17 protein-coding genes and 4 tRNA genes are annotated in these 17,286 nt (G+C 39.6%); 9 read left to right on the forward strand and 12 right to left on the reverse strand.

Annotation, left to right across the window (positions count from 1 at the left end; all coding sequences use genetic code 11):
* The first annotated feature begins 144 nt into the window (after positions 1-144).
* Positions 145-327, forward strand: a complete 183-nt coding sequence (locus Q7657_RS18235; protein WP_053986823.1) for a DUF3012 domain-containing protein — start codon at positions 145-147, stop codon at positions 325-327.
* Between the two features lie 119 nt (positions 328-446).
* Here Q7657_RS18235 and Q7657_RS18240 read toward each other — a convergent pair.
* The 5 genes from Q7657_RS18240 to Q7657_RS18260 form a co-directional block, all read right to left on the reverse strand.
* Positions 447-533 (reverse strand) — tRNA-Leu (locus tag Q7657_RS18240).
* An 89-nt stretch (positions 534-622) separates the two neighbouring features.
* Positions 623-709 (reverse strand) — tRNA-Leu (locus Q7657_RS18245).
* A 66-nt stretch (positions 710-775) separates the two neighbouring features.
* Positions 776-851, reverse strand: a tRNA-Gly gene (locus tag Q7657_RS18250).
* Between the two features lie 20 nt (positions 852-871).
* Positions 872-945, reverse strand: a tRNA-Cys gene (locus Q7657_RS18255).
* A 150-nt stretch (positions 946-1,095) separates the two neighbouring features.
* Positions 1,096-2,052 carry a PfkB family carbohydrate kinase gene (locus tag Q7657_RS18260; protein WP_107165289.1) on the reverse strand — a complete coding sequence of 319 codons (957 nt, stop codon included), beginning with the start codon at positions 2,050-2,052 and terminating at the stop codon, positions 1,096-1,098.
* Positions 2,053-2,442: 390 nt separating this feature from the next.
* Between Q7657_RS18260 and Q7657_RS18265 the strand changes: the two genes are divergently transcribed.
* From Q7657_RS18265 to Q7657_RS18275, 3 genes are all read left to right on the forward strand, one after another.
* On the forward strand, positions 2,443-2,643 hold the full coding sequence (locus tag Q7657_RS18265; RefSeq protein WP_053986825.1) for a hypothetical protein: 201 nt from the start codon (positions 2,443-2,445) through the stop codon (positions 2,641-2,643).
* A gap of 204 nt (positions 2,644-2,847) precedes the next feature.
* Entirely contained in the window at positions 2,848-4,725 is a 1,878-nt protein-coding gene (locus Q7657_RS18270) for a DUF294 nucleotidyltransferase-like domain-containing protein (RefSeq protein ID WP_053986826.1), read from the forward strand.
* 11 nt (positions 4,726-4,736) lie between these two features.
* The gene (locus tag Q7657_RS18275) at positions 4,737-5,486 is read left to right on the forward strand and encodes a 3'-5' exonuclease (protein WP_107165290.1); all 750 of its coding nucleotides are present in this window, start codon (positions 4,737-4,739) and stop codon (positions 5,484-5,486) included.
* Between the two features lie 68 nt (positions 5,487-5,554).
* On the opposite strand, the gene Q7657_RS18280 is transcribed toward Q7657_RS18275, so the two are convergent.
* The 3 genes from Q7657_RS18280 to Q7657_RS18290 form a co-directional block, all read right to left on the reverse strand.
* Positions 5,555-7,126 (reverse strand): BCCT family transporter, encoded by a 1,572-nt coding sequence (locus Q7657_RS18280; RefSeq protein ID WP_498827373.1) that lies wholly within the window; start codon positions 7,124-7,126, stop codon positions 5,555-5,557.
* A 552-nt stretch (positions 7,127-7,678) separates the two neighbouring features.
* Positions 7,679-7,885, reverse strand: coding sequence for a hypothetical protein (locus tag Q7657_RS18285; RefSeq protein WP_053986829.1), 207 nt, complete (start codon positions 7,883-7,885; stop codon positions 7,679-7,681).
* Between the two features lie 52 nt (positions 7,886-7,937).
* Entirely contained in the window at positions 7,938-8,255 is a 318-nt protein-coding gene (locus tag Q7657_RS18290) for a glutaredoxin domain-containing protein (protein ID WP_107165292.1), read from the reverse strand.
* A gap of 638 nt (positions 8,256-8,893) precedes the next feature.
* Here Q7657_RS18290 and amrA point away from each other — a divergent pair.
* Together amrA and Q7657_RS18300 are read left to right on the forward strand one after the other, a co-directional pair.
* The gene (gene amrA / locus Q7657_RS18295) at positions 8,894-9,508 is read left to right on the forward strand and encodes an AmmeMemoRadiSam system protein A (protein WP_053986831.1); all 615 of its coding nucleotides are present in this window, start codon (positions 8,894-8,896) and stop codon (positions 9,506-9,508) included.
* A gap of 123 nt (positions 9,509-9,631) precedes the next feature.
* On the forward strand, positions 9,632-10,084 hold the full coding sequence (locus Q7657_RS18300) for a DUF2541 family protein (RefSeq protein ID WP_053986832.1): 453 nt from the start codon (positions 9,632-9,634) through the stop codon (positions 10,082-10,084).
* Between the two features lie 73 nt (positions 10,085-10,157).
* Here the strand turns inward: Q7657_RS18300 and Q7657_RS18305 are convergent, their stop codons facing one another.
* The 3 genes from Q7657_RS18305 to Q7657_RS18315 all read right to left on the reverse strand — a co-directional run bounded on the left by Q7657_RS18305 (position 10,158) and on the right by Q7657_RS18315 (position 13,095).
* Positions 10,158-11,237: a DUF3541 domain-containing protein gene (locus Q7657_RS18305; RefSeq protein ID WP_107165293.1), complete on the reverse strand. Its 1,080-nt coding sequence runs from the start codon at positions 11,235-11,237 to the stop codon at positions 10,158-10,160.
* Positions 11,238-11,361: 124 nt separating this feature from the next.
* Positions 11,362-12,432: an endonuclease/exonuclease/phosphatase family protein gene (locus tag Q7657_RS18310; protein ID WP_498827405.1), complete on the reverse strand. Its 1,071-nt coding sequence runs from the start codon at positions 12,430-12,432 to the stop codon at positions 11,362-11,364.
* Positions 12,433-12,603: 171 nt separating this feature from the next.
* A complete protein-coding gene (locus tag Q7657_RS18315; protein ID WP_107165295.1) occupies positions 12,604-13,095 on the reverse strand; it encodes a hypothetical protein in 492 nt (163 codons plus the stop codon).
* 295 nt (positions 13,096-13,390) lie between these two features.
* On the opposite strand from Q7657_RS18315, the gene mobB reads away from it, so the two are divergent.
* Together mobB and Q7657_RS18325 are read left to right on the forward strand one after the other, a co-directional pair.
* Positions 13,391-13,924, forward strand: a complete 534-nt coding sequence (gene mobB / locus Q7657_RS18320; protein WP_107165296.1) for a molybdopterin-guanine dinucleotide biosynthesis protein B — start codon at positions 13,391-13,393, stop codon at positions 13,922-13,924.
* Entirely contained in the window at positions 13,914-14,426 is a 513-nt protein-coding gene (locus Q7657_RS18325; protein WP_107165297.1) for an NUDIX hydrolase, read from the forward strand. Before mobB ends, Q7657_RS18325 begins: the two co-directional genes overlap by 11 nt.
* A 61-nt stretch (positions 14,427-14,487) precedes the next feature.
* Here the strand turns inward: Q7657_RS18325 and Q7657_RS18330 are convergent, their stop codons facing one another.
* Positions 14,488-15,711 carry an META domain-containing protein gene (locus Q7657_RS18330; RefSeq protein ID WP_107165298.1) on the reverse strand — a complete coding sequence of 408 codons (1,224 nt, stop codon included), beginning with the start codon at positions 15,709-15,711 and terminating at the stop codon, positions 14,488-14,490.
* 219 nt (positions 15,712-15,930) lie between these two features.
* Here Q7657_RS18330 and Q7657_RS18335 point away from each other — a divergent pair, with 219 nt between their 5' ends.
* Positions 15,931-17,265, forward strand: a complete 1,335-nt coding sequence (locus tag Q7657_RS18335) for a rhodanese-like domain-containing protein (RefSeq protein ID WP_107165299.1) — start codon at positions 15,931-15,933, stop codon at positions 17,263-17,265.
* Positions 17,266-17,286: the final 21 nt, after the last annotated feature.

Genomic DNA, 17,286 nt, shown 5'->3' on the forward strand with positions numbered 1-17,286 from the left:
TCATTGAAATATGACACAATTTTAACAAGAAACCCGTTAAAAAATTTGCTAATCATTAACCTTTCAGCCATTCTTGCTGCGTGTGAGTTACTTGCAAAATTTTAACGCTAAAACAATTAGCAAATGATGTATAAAGGAAATAAGATGAAAAAGTTATTGGTATTATTAGGTGCAGTAACGCTATTAACTGCATGTTCACCAGAAGTAGGAAGCGAAGACTGGTGTAACCAATTAAAAGACAAGCCAAAGGGTGATTGGACAGCTAACGAAGCGACTGAATTTGCCAAAAGCTGCATTATTCGCTTCGGTACAGATAGCGAAAAATAATGAAGAAGAGCCTGATGGCTCTTTTTTATTTCATCATTTTTATAAAAAATATTGATAAACGTTATTGAAAACTAACAGGCGAAAAAAAAGCCCATCAACTGATGAGCTTTCTTAATAGATGGTGCCCCGGGCCGGACTTGAACCGGCACAGCGCGAACGCCGAGGGATTTTAAATCCCTTGTGTCTACCAATTCCACCACCAGGGCACGCAATTTATTGCGATGGGTAAGACACCATCTGTAGATATCGCTTTACGCCATATCCTTTAATTCAATTTTTATACTTAAAAGTAAGATGGTGCCCCGGGCCGGACTTGAACCGGCACAGCGCGAACGCCGAGGGATTTTAAATCCCTTGTGTCTACCAATTCCACCACCAGGGCACGCAATTTCTTGCGATGGGTAAGACACCATCTGTAGATACCGCTTTAACGCCATATCTTTTAATTTGGAGCGACACACGAGGTTCGAACTCGTGACCTCAACCTTGGCAAGGTTGCGCTCTACCAGCTGAGCTAGTGTCGCAATAGATTCTCATAAGAGAATGGAGGCGCGTCCCGGAGTCGAACCGAGGTCCACGGATTTGCAATCCGCTGCATAGCCACTCTGCCAACGCGCCTTTGTTTCTCACCGAGAAGCTAGCTGCTCTTCGGTATGGGGTGCATTCTACGGAATGTAGCATTTGAGTCAATACTATTTTTTAGAAATTAATGCTAAGCGATTATTTTGCAACCAGATTATAGAATTCAGCTCGTAAGTTATGCATGCATTACATCATATCCCGCATCGCTGCAGCAGGGATCACAGCAGTAGGATGCTCAAGTACTCTCTGGGACAATACTTTTCCTAGCTTCACAGAATGCTCCACACTTTTTCCACTGATCCTGCCAGTCAGATAACCAGCAATAAATGCATTATCAGTAAAATAAATTGTACTTATATTTGGTTGTATCGCTTGGATCACCGATACACTCACTGATGTGTGTCCCGAGGAAACAGCAAAATCATCTAACTGACGTTGATAATTATAAAGGGATGGGTATTGCTTAATGATCAACTCACGACAATTAACACGGTTATACCGCTCAATGATCTTATCTTCTTTTCCCCATATATATTGCTCATCTTTCGCATCAATAAAAGCAATATCAATATAAGGTAATAACTGGCATATCCAATATTTTGCTTGTTGTGGCGTCCACAATTCTGCTCGATATCGGTTATCAAAATAAACCTTACCTCCTTTTCGTTTAAATTTTTCTATTAAAACTAGCAGGATGGCTTTAGCCTCTTCAGTTAATAAACCAAAACTGACCGCACTAATATAAATAGCATGGTAATTATATTTATGAAGAGCAACTTCAAGCGGTGATATGCTTGATGAGAATGTACCAGATGAAAAGTAATAGCGAGCTGCATTATCTTTATTCCAAAAGTGTCGGAAGTACATGCCTTCACTATCGGTTTCGATATAACACAAGTTGGGAAATTTAGTCGAAAAGTAACGCACCAAACTAGTATCTATATTCTCCTGCTGCCAACATGCCAATAACGATAAAGATAGCTTATCCGTCCCTAACGCCGTCGCATAGCTGACTGAGATAGAGCGTGATTGCCCTAGGCGAGAGAGATACAACGCAATATTCGGAACATCCCCACCATAAGTAGAAAACTTAGTAGAGTGATTAATTTCAACAAGCGCTTCACCAAAGAAAACAATTCTCACACTGATACCCCATCGTCAGATATCTACATTATGCTTCCCTTCATGACACTACAGATCTCACTTCCTTAAAGCCTAATACAGTTTCATTTTATATTGATACTACAATCACCTAGATTAACCAAATTTTCAGATTAATATATTGAAATACATCCATTCTCTTTTTTGCATTCTATTAAAATCAATTTACAAACTGACTTTTTTGAAAATATATTATTCTTAATAATATATTTCTGTCTCATTAATACGAATAAGCCTATTAAATAAATGGAATTAAAAATTCTATTTTTTGTCGATAAGATCCCATCTTGAAATATTTTTTTTGCAGTCACTTATTCTCAAGCTATTATATTTAGTCGTTATTATGTTATTTGACTAAAGGATTTAATTTACATGGAAGTGTTAGATTTTATTCAAGCCGTGTTATTTAGCTTAGGTGTACTTCTCTTTGCCATGTCGGCTGGCTTCGCTGTTTCATTTCTAACCATAAAACATGATGAAGTTGATGATGTAGCAGAAAGCCGTATTGAATCAGGCTTTTTTTCAGGTGCTTGTCTTATCGGCAGCGGCTTTATCGCTTACTTATTGATGTAATTCAATAATCCCCTATAATTTTACCTATCTTTAACGCTTGCTCCTCTAGCAAGCGTTTCAATTTTCACCTTTATGCTTTACCCTTATTTGTAAGTTATAAGTTAAACAATTCATACTTAATAATTAATCTTAATTGTCTTTAAGCCAGAATATTAAACATGATAAGTGACAATTAAGTATTCAACGCAAAATAACGGGACTCAAATGGAAGCGGAACAAATAGAAATTCTTAATTTTATCTCTCAATATCCGCCTTTTGATAATTTGCCAGAAGCACAGCTTCATGAGCTTGCAGTAGAGATAGAAGTCGCCTATTACCGAGCCAATACCATGATCCTTAATACGGGTGATAGTATTCATGATTTATTTCTTATCCGTAGTGGCTCCGTTGAAATTTATCGTCGAGAAGGTGAACTCTATAATCGCTTAGATGAAGGTGACATTTTTGGGCAAATGGGGCTACTTATGAATAATAGAGTCCGAATGCCAGCCAAAGCGCTAGAAGATACCCTACTCTATTGCATCCCTAACGCCCTATTTATCAAACTTTGCGATCAATACGATAGCTTTGCTGATTTTGTCGAAGTCGAAGATGGTGCTCGTTTACGTCACGCAGTGTCTAGCCAACATAACGAAAATGATCTCACCACATCCAAGCTTCGCACCTTAATTACCCGTGATGCAGTGATCATCGATAAACATGCATCGATTCAGACAGCAGCGCAAACCATGGCAACTGAAGGTGTATCTGCTCTGCTGCTAAGTGACAATACCGCAACAGAAGATGATGACGAAACAGATTATGTCGCAGGTATTATCACTGATCGTGATTTATGTACCCGTGTTCTTGCCGAAGGTGTCTCGACATCAGAGCCTGTATCTTCAGTGATGACTGCCGAGCCAATTACGCTCGATCATAACGCCTATGTCTTTGAAGCCATGTTAACCATGCTGCGCTATAACATTCATCACTTACCTGTATTGCGTAACAAGCACCCTGTTGGTGTGATCAGCGTCTCTGATATTGTTCGTTACGAATCACAAAACAGCCTGTTGCTTGTAAGCAGTATTTATCAACAACAATCGGTAGAAGAGCTGATCCAGCTTTCTTCTCAGGTCAAAGATTGTTTCGTACGCATGGTCAATGAAGATGCTAACTCGCACATGATTGGTAGTGCGATGGCTGAGATCGGACGTAGTTTCAAACAACGTTTATTAGAACTTGCTGAAGAAGAACTTGGCCCACCACCTATCCAATATTGTTTCTTGGCTCTCGGCTCTATGGCTCGTGATGAACAACTTATTGTTACTGATCAAGACAACGCGATTATTCTTGATAACAACTACGATCACGATAAACACAATGCTTATTTTGAAGCTCTGGCTAAATTTGTCTGTGATGGTCTTGATGCCTGTGGCTATAGCTATTGTACTGGCGGTATCATGGCAACCAATCCTGAATGGCGTAAAACTCGTCAGGAATGGGAGCAATGCTTTGCAGATTGGATAGATAACCCTAAACCTCAAGCGTTATTAAACAGCTCAATCTTTTTTGACTTGGGCGGTGTATGGGGAAGATTACGTTGGGCAAAACAACTGAACGGTTTTATTGTGCGTCGTGCACGTAACAGCCCACGATTTTTAGCTTGTTTAGCTCGCAATGCAATTAATCGCACTCCACCACTCGGCTTCTTTAAAGACTTTGTGATGGAAAAAGATGGTCGACACAACAACTCGATTAACTTAAAACGCCGAGGTACTGCCCCACTTGCGGATCTTATTCGTGTCCATGCGCTTGCTGTGGGTTCACGCTCACAAAACTCATTAGAGCGTTTAGATGACATTATCGAGAGTGGCATTCTACCACCGGGTCGAGCGCAAGATTTACGTGATGCAATGGAATACATTTCCCTGGTACGTATTCGTCACCAAGCATTGGATGTAGAAGCCGGGCAAGAAGCTGATAACAGCATTGAACCTGAAAATATGTCTGACTTTGAACGCCGCAATCTGAAAGATGCTTTCCAGATCCTTAGTAAAGCACAAAACTTTGTCAAATACCGTTACCAAGGTAACCGTTAATAGTACCCGTTATGTTTAGAGAAGCATTCAAACAAACATCTTCAGGCCATTTTATTCGTCATACTCGGATACTTGATTGGCAGCAAACGTTCCTCGACTTTGCCCAAACAGCTAAAGATCCCCGTATTGCTCAATATTATCAACATGGCATGATCGCCGGTGATACTCCACTCAGCGAGGTTGAGTTTGTTGCCCTTGATTTTGAAACCACAGGATTAAATGCCACTAAAGATGACATTATTAGTATCGGTTTAGTGCCTTTTACCATTAACCGTATTTACTGCAAACAATCTCAACATTGGGTCGTAAAACCTAAAGCTAAACTGGATGAAGAATCGGTGATCATCCACGGTATTACTCACTCAGATATACAAACAGCGCCCGATCTCCGTCGTATTTTAGAATCAGTATTAGATTCATTGGCTGGTAAAGTGGTGGTGGTTCATTACAAAGCCATCGAACGCCAATTTATGGATAAAGCTTTGCGGGTTCGCCTAAATGAGGGAATACAATTTCCTGTTGTTGATACCCTAGCTATTGAAGCGCAAATTCAAGCACAACAATACCGAGGTTTTTGGGCCAAGTTACAAGGTAAAAAGCCCGGCTCTGTTCGATTAGGCAAATGCCGTAGCCGTTATGGACTACCCACCTATCAACCTCATCATGCGTTAACAGATGCGCTGGCAACAGCAGAATTACTCCAAGCACAAATTGCTTACCATTTCTCGCCAGATACGCCCATCAATCATCTTTGGGAATAAAAAAACCGCAGCGAACGCTGCGGTTTTTATTTACCTTTTACGACAAATTTCATCATCAAATAGCTAAGTTATTTATACTTTTCAGTTCTAAAACCAAGTAGCAAACTTAGACACATCAGTAGCAAAATAATCGTAAATGGTAACGCTGTAGATATCGTACCGGCTTGTAGTGCCTCAATGGCTTGAGTACCACCTACCCACAATAGTGCAATGGCAATTAACCCTTCGATGACCGCCCAAAACACACGCTGAGCAACAGGATTATCCACTTTACCACCAGCGGTAATACTATCGATAACCAATGAGCCTGAATCTGATGAAGTAATAAAGAACACTAATACCAGACCTACCGCAATCACAGAAAGAACAGTCCCCATTGGCAGCGCATCAAACATTTGGAACATAGCCAATGGCACTTCAGTGATGCCGTGCTGACCTAACGAGCCAATTTTATCCATCACTTGGTGAATCGCCTGACCACCAAATACTGACATCCAAACAGTTGTTACTAGTGTCGGTACAATCAGTACAGCAATCAAGAATTCGCGAATAGTACGGCCTTTTGAAATACGAGCGATAAATGAACCAACAAATGGTGACCATGAAATCCACCACGCCCAGTAAACAACGGTCCAACCATGTAGCCATGCCTGATCCGTTCGGCCATAAGGATTACTCAGAGGAATAAAGTTCTCGACATAACCCATGATAGTCGTTGGAATGGTATGCATCGAAACAGAAAAGCCCACCGCGCCCACAAACACCAGTAAGATCAACGCCACAATCATATTGATATTACTTAGCAGCTTCACACCAGAGTCAATACCTTGAGCTACTGAGTAAATCGCAATTAATGTCACGACAACAATAATACCAATTTGTAAGCCTAATCCGCCCTGTGTACCAAACACATGATTAATACCACTGGCTGCCTGTTGCGCACCTAAACCTAATGACGTTGCTAAACCAAATAACGTCGCAAGTACCGCTAAGATATCAACAATATGACCAGCCCAGCCCCATGTACGGTCACCTAAGATTGGGTAGAAAACAGAGCGGATAGAAAGTGGCAAACCTTTGTTATAAGCAAAGAATGCCATTGATAATGCGACAACACCGTAAATAGCCCAAGGATGTAAACCCCAGTGATACATGGTTGCACCCATCGCAACTTTAAACGCTTCAGGTGTTTCTGGTGTCACATTTAAAGGAGTGCCACCCCATCCAGTGTAATAAGCGGCAGGCTCTGCCACACTCCAGAACATCAAACCGATACCCATACCCGCGGCAAATAACATTGCCAGCCAAGATAGCGTTGAGTGTTCAGATTCTGCATCCTTACCACCTAAACGAATGCGGCCATAAGGAGAAATGATAAGTCCTAAACAAAAGATAACAAAAAAGTTACCTGCCCATAGAAACATGGAATCAAATTTATTCACGATAGCGGTTTTAACACTATCTAATGTTGCTTTTGCTGTTGCAGGATCGCTGATAAGAATGGCAGCTAAGAAAAGAACGATCAGCCCAGCACTCACACCAAATACCGCATTGTGGACATCGAAGCCCCATTTTTGAACATTATCTTGTCCAATCGTGTAGTCGGTATTTTCAATACTATATTTATCGTGCTTACTCATTAATAAAGTCCCATTATGATTATCGCCCAAATGAACAATATTTAGTCCTGTAAATAAAATTCGAGCTGCAATATATAAACATTTGACTGTCACAACTGTCAATAGAGAGCATAACTGACTAAAAAACGGATAATTAGCATTCGAGATGTCACTTCACCCATCAAAAAACAGAATATACACAACAAAATAAGCCCAATATTTACATCGTATTCTAACTATTATCTCATCAACATTAGACTATTTGATTATAGATAACGTAAAATTTTGCACCACCTTATAAAAAAGACTATTTTTTCTTTTTATTCATATGGATAACTAACTGGTGCAGACAGAACACACAGAAAATAAGCATGATTTGGATGAAAATAACTCTCTTGTTGTCGTAGATACAAGAATAGTTTCCCAAGTAACCGCTTCAGAGTGGCAATAAAGTAAAGAAAAGGAGAAATAATACTAAGAAATGCTGAATAACATGCAGAGAATAAGAATAGTATAAACAGTGCAAGTGCTGTTTTTTTAAACAGAGCATGAATAAATAAACAGCACAATTGTTTATGAAAAATCTAAATGAATATGTGTACAGCCTTTTTGGCATGCAATGCCCGGAGTATCGCTTTGCTCAGGAGTGATCAGAAATAAGGCTTGGCCGCAATCAGAGCAATTCACTGTTTTACCTTGCATCACTTTCTTTATCGTTGCCTGTTGATCACCAAAAGATCGCTTGGACTGTTTATTCAATTGTGAGAAATCGAGTTTCATTAAATAACCTTTAAATACCGTATAAACAAAAAGGGCTTATTAGCCCTCTTTGTTATAATTCGAAATCATCAAACTCAGATGTTTCTACTTGACGTTCAAGAAAAGCGACTAAATCGTCATGACCGCCAATGTATTTACCATCAAGAATGATCTGAGGCACTGTACGAACCGTTATACCTGTTTTCTGCTCAATAAAATCGACCATTACAACTTTAGATAACTCTTGGCCTAATACAAGAGTTGTGTACTCTGTACCACGCTCATCCAATAATACCTTTGCCTTTACACAGTACGGGCAATTAGGTTGTGTGATAACCAGATTTTCATATTGCTCAAGTTGTTCGATAGTAAGATTTTGTGCTTCAGTCATCGCTCTGCCAATTCTATGGTTAATTCAAGTCAGTCAAGATAATGGAAAGTGTTTCGATAGTAAAACATCTGTTTTCTTAATGTTTAGATTATAAACAATATATCGATTTATTTTTATTGTTCACTTTCTGTTCTTAAATTTAGTTAAAAATAACAATGAACAATATTAAAAACGGACAAAGATATCTTAACCAACTGTTTTAAATGGACTAAAACGAGTAAATATCCGTAAAAATATTTATTACTAACTTAACAAATTTTAACCTTTCGCATATTGAAAATTAGTAGAAAATAGCTGATATTGATTCTCATACTATTGTTATTCGTTCCTTCATATCTATACCCAAGTGACTTCAAGATAGGCGATTCAAACGTGGTCACGACTTCGAGTTCAATGCACACTGAACCGTGTAATAGCTAACATCTTCTCAGTTGCTAAAACATAATCAAAGGTGTCATACATTTGCTCGTCGGCATACAAAGCCACTCTCGCTAAACCTCGTACCTTGAGGTTATTTGGGTATACATGTAAAAACGCTAATAGTTTCTAAAAAGCATAAAAACCAAGATAAACAACAATAAATTGCTTTTATTACACGGAAATTTGCTGCTCTGTAACACAGAGTAAAGGAGAACGTTGTGGCTATAATATCTGCTTCACCACTAACCTATGATAAAGGTGAATTAACACAGTTACTTGATATTGCACGTAATGCAATTCAAGACCATTTTTCAGATCAATCAATTGATGCCCCACGGCTTGAGCATTACACACGAAAAATGCAGCAGCCCGGTGCATGCTTTATTACTTTAGAAGTAAACAACGAATTACAAGGTTCAATGGGCACAACAATCCCGTCCCGTCCGCTGGTTATTGAAGTACACAATAAAGCCATTGCAAGTGCCTATGAAGATCGTCGTTTCATGCCCCTTTCAGAAGAGCAACTGGATGATTTAACAATTGAAGTCGAAGTGTTGTCACCATTAGAGACGGTCGACATTACCTCACATCAAGCATTAGTTGAGTACTTAAAACAAAAACCTGTTGGTGTTGTTCTAACTGACCGTCAAACACAAGCGATCATCTTACCGAGTCGCTGGAAAAAAGGCGTTACACCTGAACAATTTGTGCAACAATTAAAACAAAAAGCGGGTTGGGCACCGCATTATTGGTCGCCAACCATGGTTGTTAAAACATTTACAACTGACTCTCTCAAAGAAAAGTACGCAAAAATCCGCAGTAAATATTTCTGATCATCAAAGCAAACAGCAGTAACTACTGTTGTTTGCTTATTCAGAACTTTTCAGTATTCTATTTATAAAATTTAGCTCATAATGTTCACTTAACAATCAATCATTTATGTAGGTGAATAACTTATGGTCGCATTTTTACGCACATTTTTACTAGGTACCTTAGTCATACTGACGCTAAATGGATGTAACAGTACACCTAAAGTAGAAAAAGATGGCTGGGTAAAAATTGCTACTAAAACAGCTAACTTTAAAAGTGAAGAAGATGTCGTCGATATTAATAACTATTTCTCTAAGCAGAAATACGATGCACTTAAGCTCACTTGTATCCAAGGCACGGTGAATATTAAAGATATTAATGTGAGTTATGCTGATGGCAAGACCCAAAGTTTACAAACACTGGGTGTACTAACAACTGACAGTTCAACTCGCCCATTGATCTTAAACACTAAAGAACAAACAATTAATAAGATCACGCTAAGTTATAAAAGCCTAGGTAGCCTTGCATTAAATGCAGCAGGTGTAACAAAAAAAGCGAAGATTGAAATTTGGGCACGTAAACCTAAAGAAACAAACTAAGCATTCACGAACAATAAAAAAGGTGAAGTCGATATCTCGTACTTCACCTTTTGTATTTTCTACCGTTAACAGCTTATTTAGCAATCAAGCCGTAAGGAACATGTTTAAACATATCTGGCTGACGATTCACCGTAGGGCCAATATGCGCCCCTTTCCAATCAAGCAGCATAATGGCAAGTACATTACGATGCTCACCAGATTCTAAATCAAAATCCCCTGTCACAGATGGGATCATCCCATGCTTATCATTAATTGCATGTTGGATAGCATAGCGTGTTTTATCAACAATAGGATCATTCTCAAGACCGGCTAATAAGAATGACACGCCAACTTCAGCAATGACGTCTTCTTTGGTGTTTTTGATAATGTGATCGATATTTTTACGGTAGTAATCAAAAATCCATTGAAAGTCTTTTTCTTGAATAGGTAACTGGTAATACTGCGATGCAGCAAAAATTATATGGGTTAATATATAAATTTTATTGCCGTATTGCTGCTCCGATAACTTACTATCTTGGCTGTCAGGGTAAGTTTCACGAAAGGCAATAACGAACTCATTCACCACATCTTGTTCACCCAGTTGACGTAACCAATAAACCTGATTGGCTAATTGTGCGCCCCATGCACGGATCATTTCAGGATCAGTCGCATACTTTTTGAAATCATAGCGACGGATCACTTCTCTTAACTTAGTGTCATCACGGTGTTTTAAACCATATTCATTCGCACGCGCCATTGAGCCGAGCAACCCTACCCCTAAATACATATATTCAGGCATCGCTTTGGTTGCAGCTAATCGACGTTGACTACGTTCTTTAGGGGAATCTTTATAGCTTTGTAATCGCTTTAAACCATATTGTGTGATCTGCTCTGGTGTGGTGAGTTCAGCTGAAAACTTATTAAGGTTGCTGGCAACACGTGCCATATCTTGCCAAATAGCAGCACTGTATTTAGGATCTAAGGATTGGCGATACATTCTTAAGCCATAATGTCCCGCTGTAAACGCTGGCAACGTATATAACTGAGGCTCAAAAGTTTGGCGAATTTGCTCAGCACTTTGCTGATAGGAAATCGTAAGCTGTAAACTATTCGCAGCATACGACCAGCAGAATAAAAGAATTAAAATCCAAGAACGAAAAGATAGCAAACGCATAATCACTCAACAGTCAAAGCAAAAACGAGCGCGCAGATTATCATTTTATCTATCGCAAGCTATTAATTTTTCATCATATACTATTCATATGACCCATAATTGTTAGCATGATCACAGACACAATCTACTGAGAAACAGTGATATCAACCCACACCATTCGGTGATCTGAACCTGCCGTTGGCTTTTCTTTCCCTTTACAATCGAGAATTAAATGACGTAAAGGATCGTGTTTATCAGGCCAAAAAACACCGCTATTCATTACGGTTAAGTGCGTCGAAGGTAAAACATAATCTAAACGAAGACCTGCCAGATGTGTCCATTCATTTTTACGACCTTTGCGCTTTTGCCAAGGATAGTAATGCTGTCCACCTTCACTTTTCGGTGTATTTACTCCGCGACTAACTGCACGATTGATCTTATCGTGTTTAAGCAAATGCTGAATAGCAGACTTAATACCGTCACCATCATCCATATCAGCATTAAGATCCCCCATCACAACAAAAGCATCCTCAGGCTGTAAACCACCAGCTTGCTTTTTATCATCAATAAGATACGGCGCATTCTCTATGATATCGATTAACAGTTGGATTTCATCATGATTTCGTTTGGCGTTACGACGCTCATTGCCATCAAATACTGGTGGTGTTGGGTGACAACACAGTAAATTAATTTCTTTACCATCAACTAAAACAGGCACTACGACATGGTTTTTTGATGATAAGCGAAGGACTTCTTGTGCCGCTTTTGAATAATAATCGGTAGGTAACAATGCATTCGGCATCGTTTTCCACAGTAACGTCTGCCAAGTGCGAATTTTATCTTCATTTAATGGGTATTTAGATAAGATCACAAAGCTAAAATGACCATGAAATTCACCAAAGCCCAAACCATCTTCAGGTAATGTACACACACCATCACCATTAAGATCGACAGGACTCAATAAGCCAGTGTTGGACGGAGGACAATAACGATAAGGATAGTGAATTGCAGCTTGTTGATATTGAGACTGTGCTAAGTAATGCTGACAAAAGTTATCAAGACTGCCGTCATCACCACCTTGTCCGAAATGATCAAATTCGCACAAAAGTAATACATCAGCATTAACGTGTTGAATGATCGCAGCTAACCGCTGAAACCTTTTGTTATCAGTTTTTGCCGTTTGATGTAGGATACGCCCTGATTCAGGCTCTGACATCGAAACATTGAACATAGCAACACGTATAGATTTATCCGTATCTAGAAAAGACGATCTACTCTCAGCCACTCGATTTCTCATCATCAATAATTAAAGTGGCATTGTAATCATCCCGTTCCAGTTAGCAAATGCAAACCTCGAAACTTAATTTTTCTAAATATAAAGAATGAATTAGGATGGTTTAACAAGAGTATCAATCACTAAACGTATTTGCGTGGCATCATAACCCGCCTGATGTTTCATCTCGCACAAATTATCCAATGCCAACTTAAAATGCCCGCGTTCTAAACCATTTTGATTTTTAAGCCAATGGCTCACTTCTGTTAAAACAAAAGAAGGACGCATATGTGCGGCATGATAAAGACGCCCTAACCAAAATAAATCCCATTCACTATCACAAAATACCAATTCATACGGACCTAATACCTTGTTTAAATGCTGGCAAACATCCATCACTTGCATGCCGTGTTGCTCTAGCGTTTGGCGAGAGATCTTATGGATATCTGATTGCGCAGTTTGATCCCAATGCGTCCAGTTATCTGAAGCCGATAATGGATTAATGAATATACTATTGCTTGTACCATCAGGCAGTGAATACCCTACTTCAATAGGATAAGAATGCTCTGATAAACCTGATGCTTCAAAATCGACAATTGCCCACATTACACACTCCCTGTTTATATTATTTGGTTGTTAATCATTCACCTCCATGCAATGACAACAACGATAAAATAAATTGCTAGTGACGAACTCATCACTTTTTAACTTTAGACCGTGAGGTTAAACGCAACAAAATTTCCTAGCAAAAGATTATATTTAAGACACTCCAACCAAAAATAATAAGAGACAATAAAAGGCTTATCTCTGATTTAATTGTTCGAAAAGTCCTCTCTTTCTGCCTTTCCCTTTTCATTAACGGTATAATTACCTGCATTATTTCTTCTCACAATGATGCGCTATGATTACGTCCACAACTCCTTTGATTGGCTTTGCCGGCTTTAGTGGTTCAGGTAAAACAACCCTACTTGAAAAAGTCATCCCTTTATTAACACAAAACGGCATTCGTCTCGGTTTAATTAAGCATAGTCACCATGATATTGAGCCTGATGTTCCCGGCAAAGACAGTTACCGTCTGCGTCACGCAGGTTGCGGGCAAACATTACTGGCCACCAAGTCACGTCATATGTTGTATTTCGAGTATCCAGAAGAAGAGCGAAAAGATCCTGAGCTTAATGACTGTTTAGCACAGCTCGATCACAGCAAATTGGATTTAGTATTGATTGAAGGCTTTCGTGAACAACCTTTCCCTAAAATTGAAATTCATCGCCCGTCTTACAATAAGCCTTTGCTATACCCAAACGATCCCTACATCATGGCATTCGCAACAGATGACAACACGCTATCCTGCCCGTTGCCTCTGCTTGATATAAATGATCCACAAGCGATTGCACAATTTGTTTTAGATTGGTTAAGGGAACAACGTGAGTCATAGTCAGCCTCGCTTTTGTCCTCAATGCGGGCAAAAAACACTCTCTCAATACAGTGCAAAACAATTTGTATGTACACATTGCCAATTTACTTATTTTCACAATCCTGCAGCTGCAGTGATGATTGCCATTACGGTTGAAGATGAGTTACTCATTGCAATTCGAGGCAGAGAGCCTGGCTTAGGTGGTTGGGACTTACCCGGCGGTTTTGTTGATCCAGATGAATCATTAGAGCAAGCCGCGATAAGAGAAATTCAGGAAGAGCTTGGTATTACCATTGATACACTTACTTACCAAGGTTCTTTCAGCAATACCTATCGCTATAAAGAGGTCGAATACAAAACTTGTGATACCTTTTTTGTTTGCTCTTTACCAAGTAAACCAACGTTGGTAGCACAAGATGATGTTGCCGAAGTATTATGGGTTAAAAAACAGGATATTGAGCTAGAGCGATTTGCTTTTCTCTCCACGCAACATGCTGTTTCTCAGTGGTTACAGCAAAAGTAATAGACATAAAAAATCTCAGCACATCTCATCATGGCTGAGATTTTTATTAGGTGACTCGCACTTATTTTGCTGTTGTTTCCGCTTTTTTCAGAGGAACACGAGAATAAATCATCACACCAAATTGACCATTAACACGGTAAGACAAAGCAAGTTTGCCTGCAAAATAGGTAAATTGACTGACACCGCCCAACTGCTCCAAATAGCGTTGTTGCTGCTCTGCGGCTAACGGGCTACTGCATTGTTTCTCTGTCACTGATACATGATTTTCTAGTACATCGATAAAGCCCGGTTGGGTTTCTGACTTAACCGTTACCGTATACCGATTACAAGCAACGTTCCCCATGAAATGACCATTCGCATAGCGAAGGCTAATATTGGTATTGTCACTAACAGGATCACCGTAACGCCAGCTTTCTAATTGCCATTGAGTATTAGCTAATATATTCGGTGTTAAGCGAACTACTTTATGTAATATTGGCTCTTCTACTAGCTTATTCTGCCCGTTTAAATACCAAACATGCTGTACAACATCACCAGGGCAACAAGCAGGATCCCCCTTACCTGGTTGAATCACATCTAAAATAATCTTCTTATTAACAATCTTCAGATCTTTAACACGGAAACGATCACCAACAAACGTCGTCGCTATATTGTTTAAATGACCACTTTGCTTATCCACGACAGCAAGGTAAAGAAACTGTCCCGTACCGCCAGGTGAATAATTAAGTAACACAACGGCCATATCTTTATTGCTAACCGTTAATGGCCCCACCGCTTTAATATCATCCAATAAAATCACTTGTGGCATCACAGATCCACCAGGCTGGTACGGCTCACCAGCCCATAAACCATGTTGGAGTTTAATAGAAGTACCGATGTCTTCAATGCCTTTAAAGCGTGCTTGTTTTAAATCTTGAAAACTGTAGGTTGCTAAAGGAGGTAGGATGGTTGCATTGATCTCTTTAATATTTTGGATACGAGAACGATAACTATCAATCAAACAACGTTGTGGTGCTGAGTGCTTCAAACACAATTGACGAGCTTCTAGCCAATTTTTCTGTGTCTCTTTCATCACAGCAGCTTCATTCACCATCGATTGAGTCACCGCTTGTTGATAAACCTCAGATAACTGCTTATTGAGAACAACCAATTCAGCATCATGACAAATAAGCTTATCAAGCTCGGATGAGACTGAATGACAATCTGATGCATCTAAGCTGGCAGCCATTAGCGCTGGGCTAAATATAACAACAGCTCCAGCAAAAAAGGGCACCAAACGTTTCATACTGCTTCCTCTACTTTCTACTTTCACTGTTTTTGAAAACAGCTTAATAATCAATTTCGACACAGTACTTAGTAATAAGTTCCTTTCCTAAGCTTGGTATTAACTTAGCAATATATTCGCAGTGTTTACGCTTTACTTACGCGCCATCAATTGTATAACAAATAAAATTCGCTAGAATGTGGCCTCGTTTGCTCATACCGCAGCTCTAACAGGTTTTTTATGCGCGCTTTAAATCAACTTTTTGTGACATGTCTTTTAGCTATCAGCAGCTCATGTTTTGCTCAAGCAAACACAGTGTCGATGCCGATCACGACATTCAAACAATTAGCCCAACAACAAGTCGATCCAGACATTCAAGTAATTGACTGCCGAGACAGTAATTACTTCAATGGCTGGCCTCAAGGTAATGCAACACGCGGCGGTCATATTCCCAATGCGATTAATATCGATAGCAAATGGTTAACATTACTCACCCCAGAGCAACTAACTACCTTTATTAAAAATCGAGGATTATCACCAACAAAACCAACTGTTTTATACTGCGATACAGATGGCGTATCAGCCATGAAGAAGGCATTAAAACAACAAGGCTTTACATCTCTATCAAGCATTACAGAGCCGGTGACTGACTACCAAGGTAAATTACAAACCTTGGCAAACTTCGAGCACCTTGTTTCCGCGCAATGGGTGGATCAGCTTATCAATCACAAGCAGCCTCTTTACGCACCGCAACATGGTTACAAAATCGTAGAAGTAGAATGGGGACCACCATCAACCTATTTGCTTTCCCATATTCCTGGCTCGCTATATGTCAATACCAATGACATCGAAAGCAAACCTTGGTGGAACAAAGTCAGCAATGCAGATCTTAAAAAAGTGATCAATGATCTAGGGATCCGTTACGACACGACTGTGATTGTTTATGCTCGTAACAATATGTCAGCAGCCCGTTTCGCTAACTTCCTCATGTATGCAGGTGTACAAGATGTACGCTTACTCAATGGTGGTTGGAATGCATGGGTAAATGCAGGCTACCCTACTCAAGCTTTTATTAATGAAAACCACGATGACGTCAGTTTTGGCAAAACCATTCCAGCCAATCCACAATACTTGACGAATTTACAACAAGCTAAAGCGTTATTACAGCAACCTCGTGATACCCATTCATTAGTCAGTATCCGTACTTGGCAAGAATATATCGGTAACACCAGCGGTTATGACTACATCAAACCTAAAGGTCGAATTAAAGGGGCGAAATGGGGTCATGCGGGTTCAGATTCTTACCATATGCAAGATTTCAACAACCCTGATGGCACCATGAAAAGCGGCGCACTAATCGCAAAGCAATGGGCGAAATGGGACATTAAGCCAACTCAAAAAGTTGCTTTCTTTTGTGGTACAGGCTGGCGAGCATCTGAAGCCTTTTTCTATGCCTATGTCATGGGCTGGAAAGATATTAGTGTCTTCGATGGGGGCTGGTATCAATGGAGTGCAGATAAGAATAATCCAATTGCTGAAGGCGTCCCTGCACACACACCTTACGCTTCACATTAAAAAACGGTAGCCATTGTGCTA

The sequence above is a fragment of the Candidatus Photobacterium acropomis genome (assembly GCF_030685555.1).
Classification (GTDB): domain Bacteria; phylum Pseudomonadota; class Gammaproteobacteria; order Enterobacterales; family Vibrionaceae; genus Photobacterium; species Photobacterium lucens.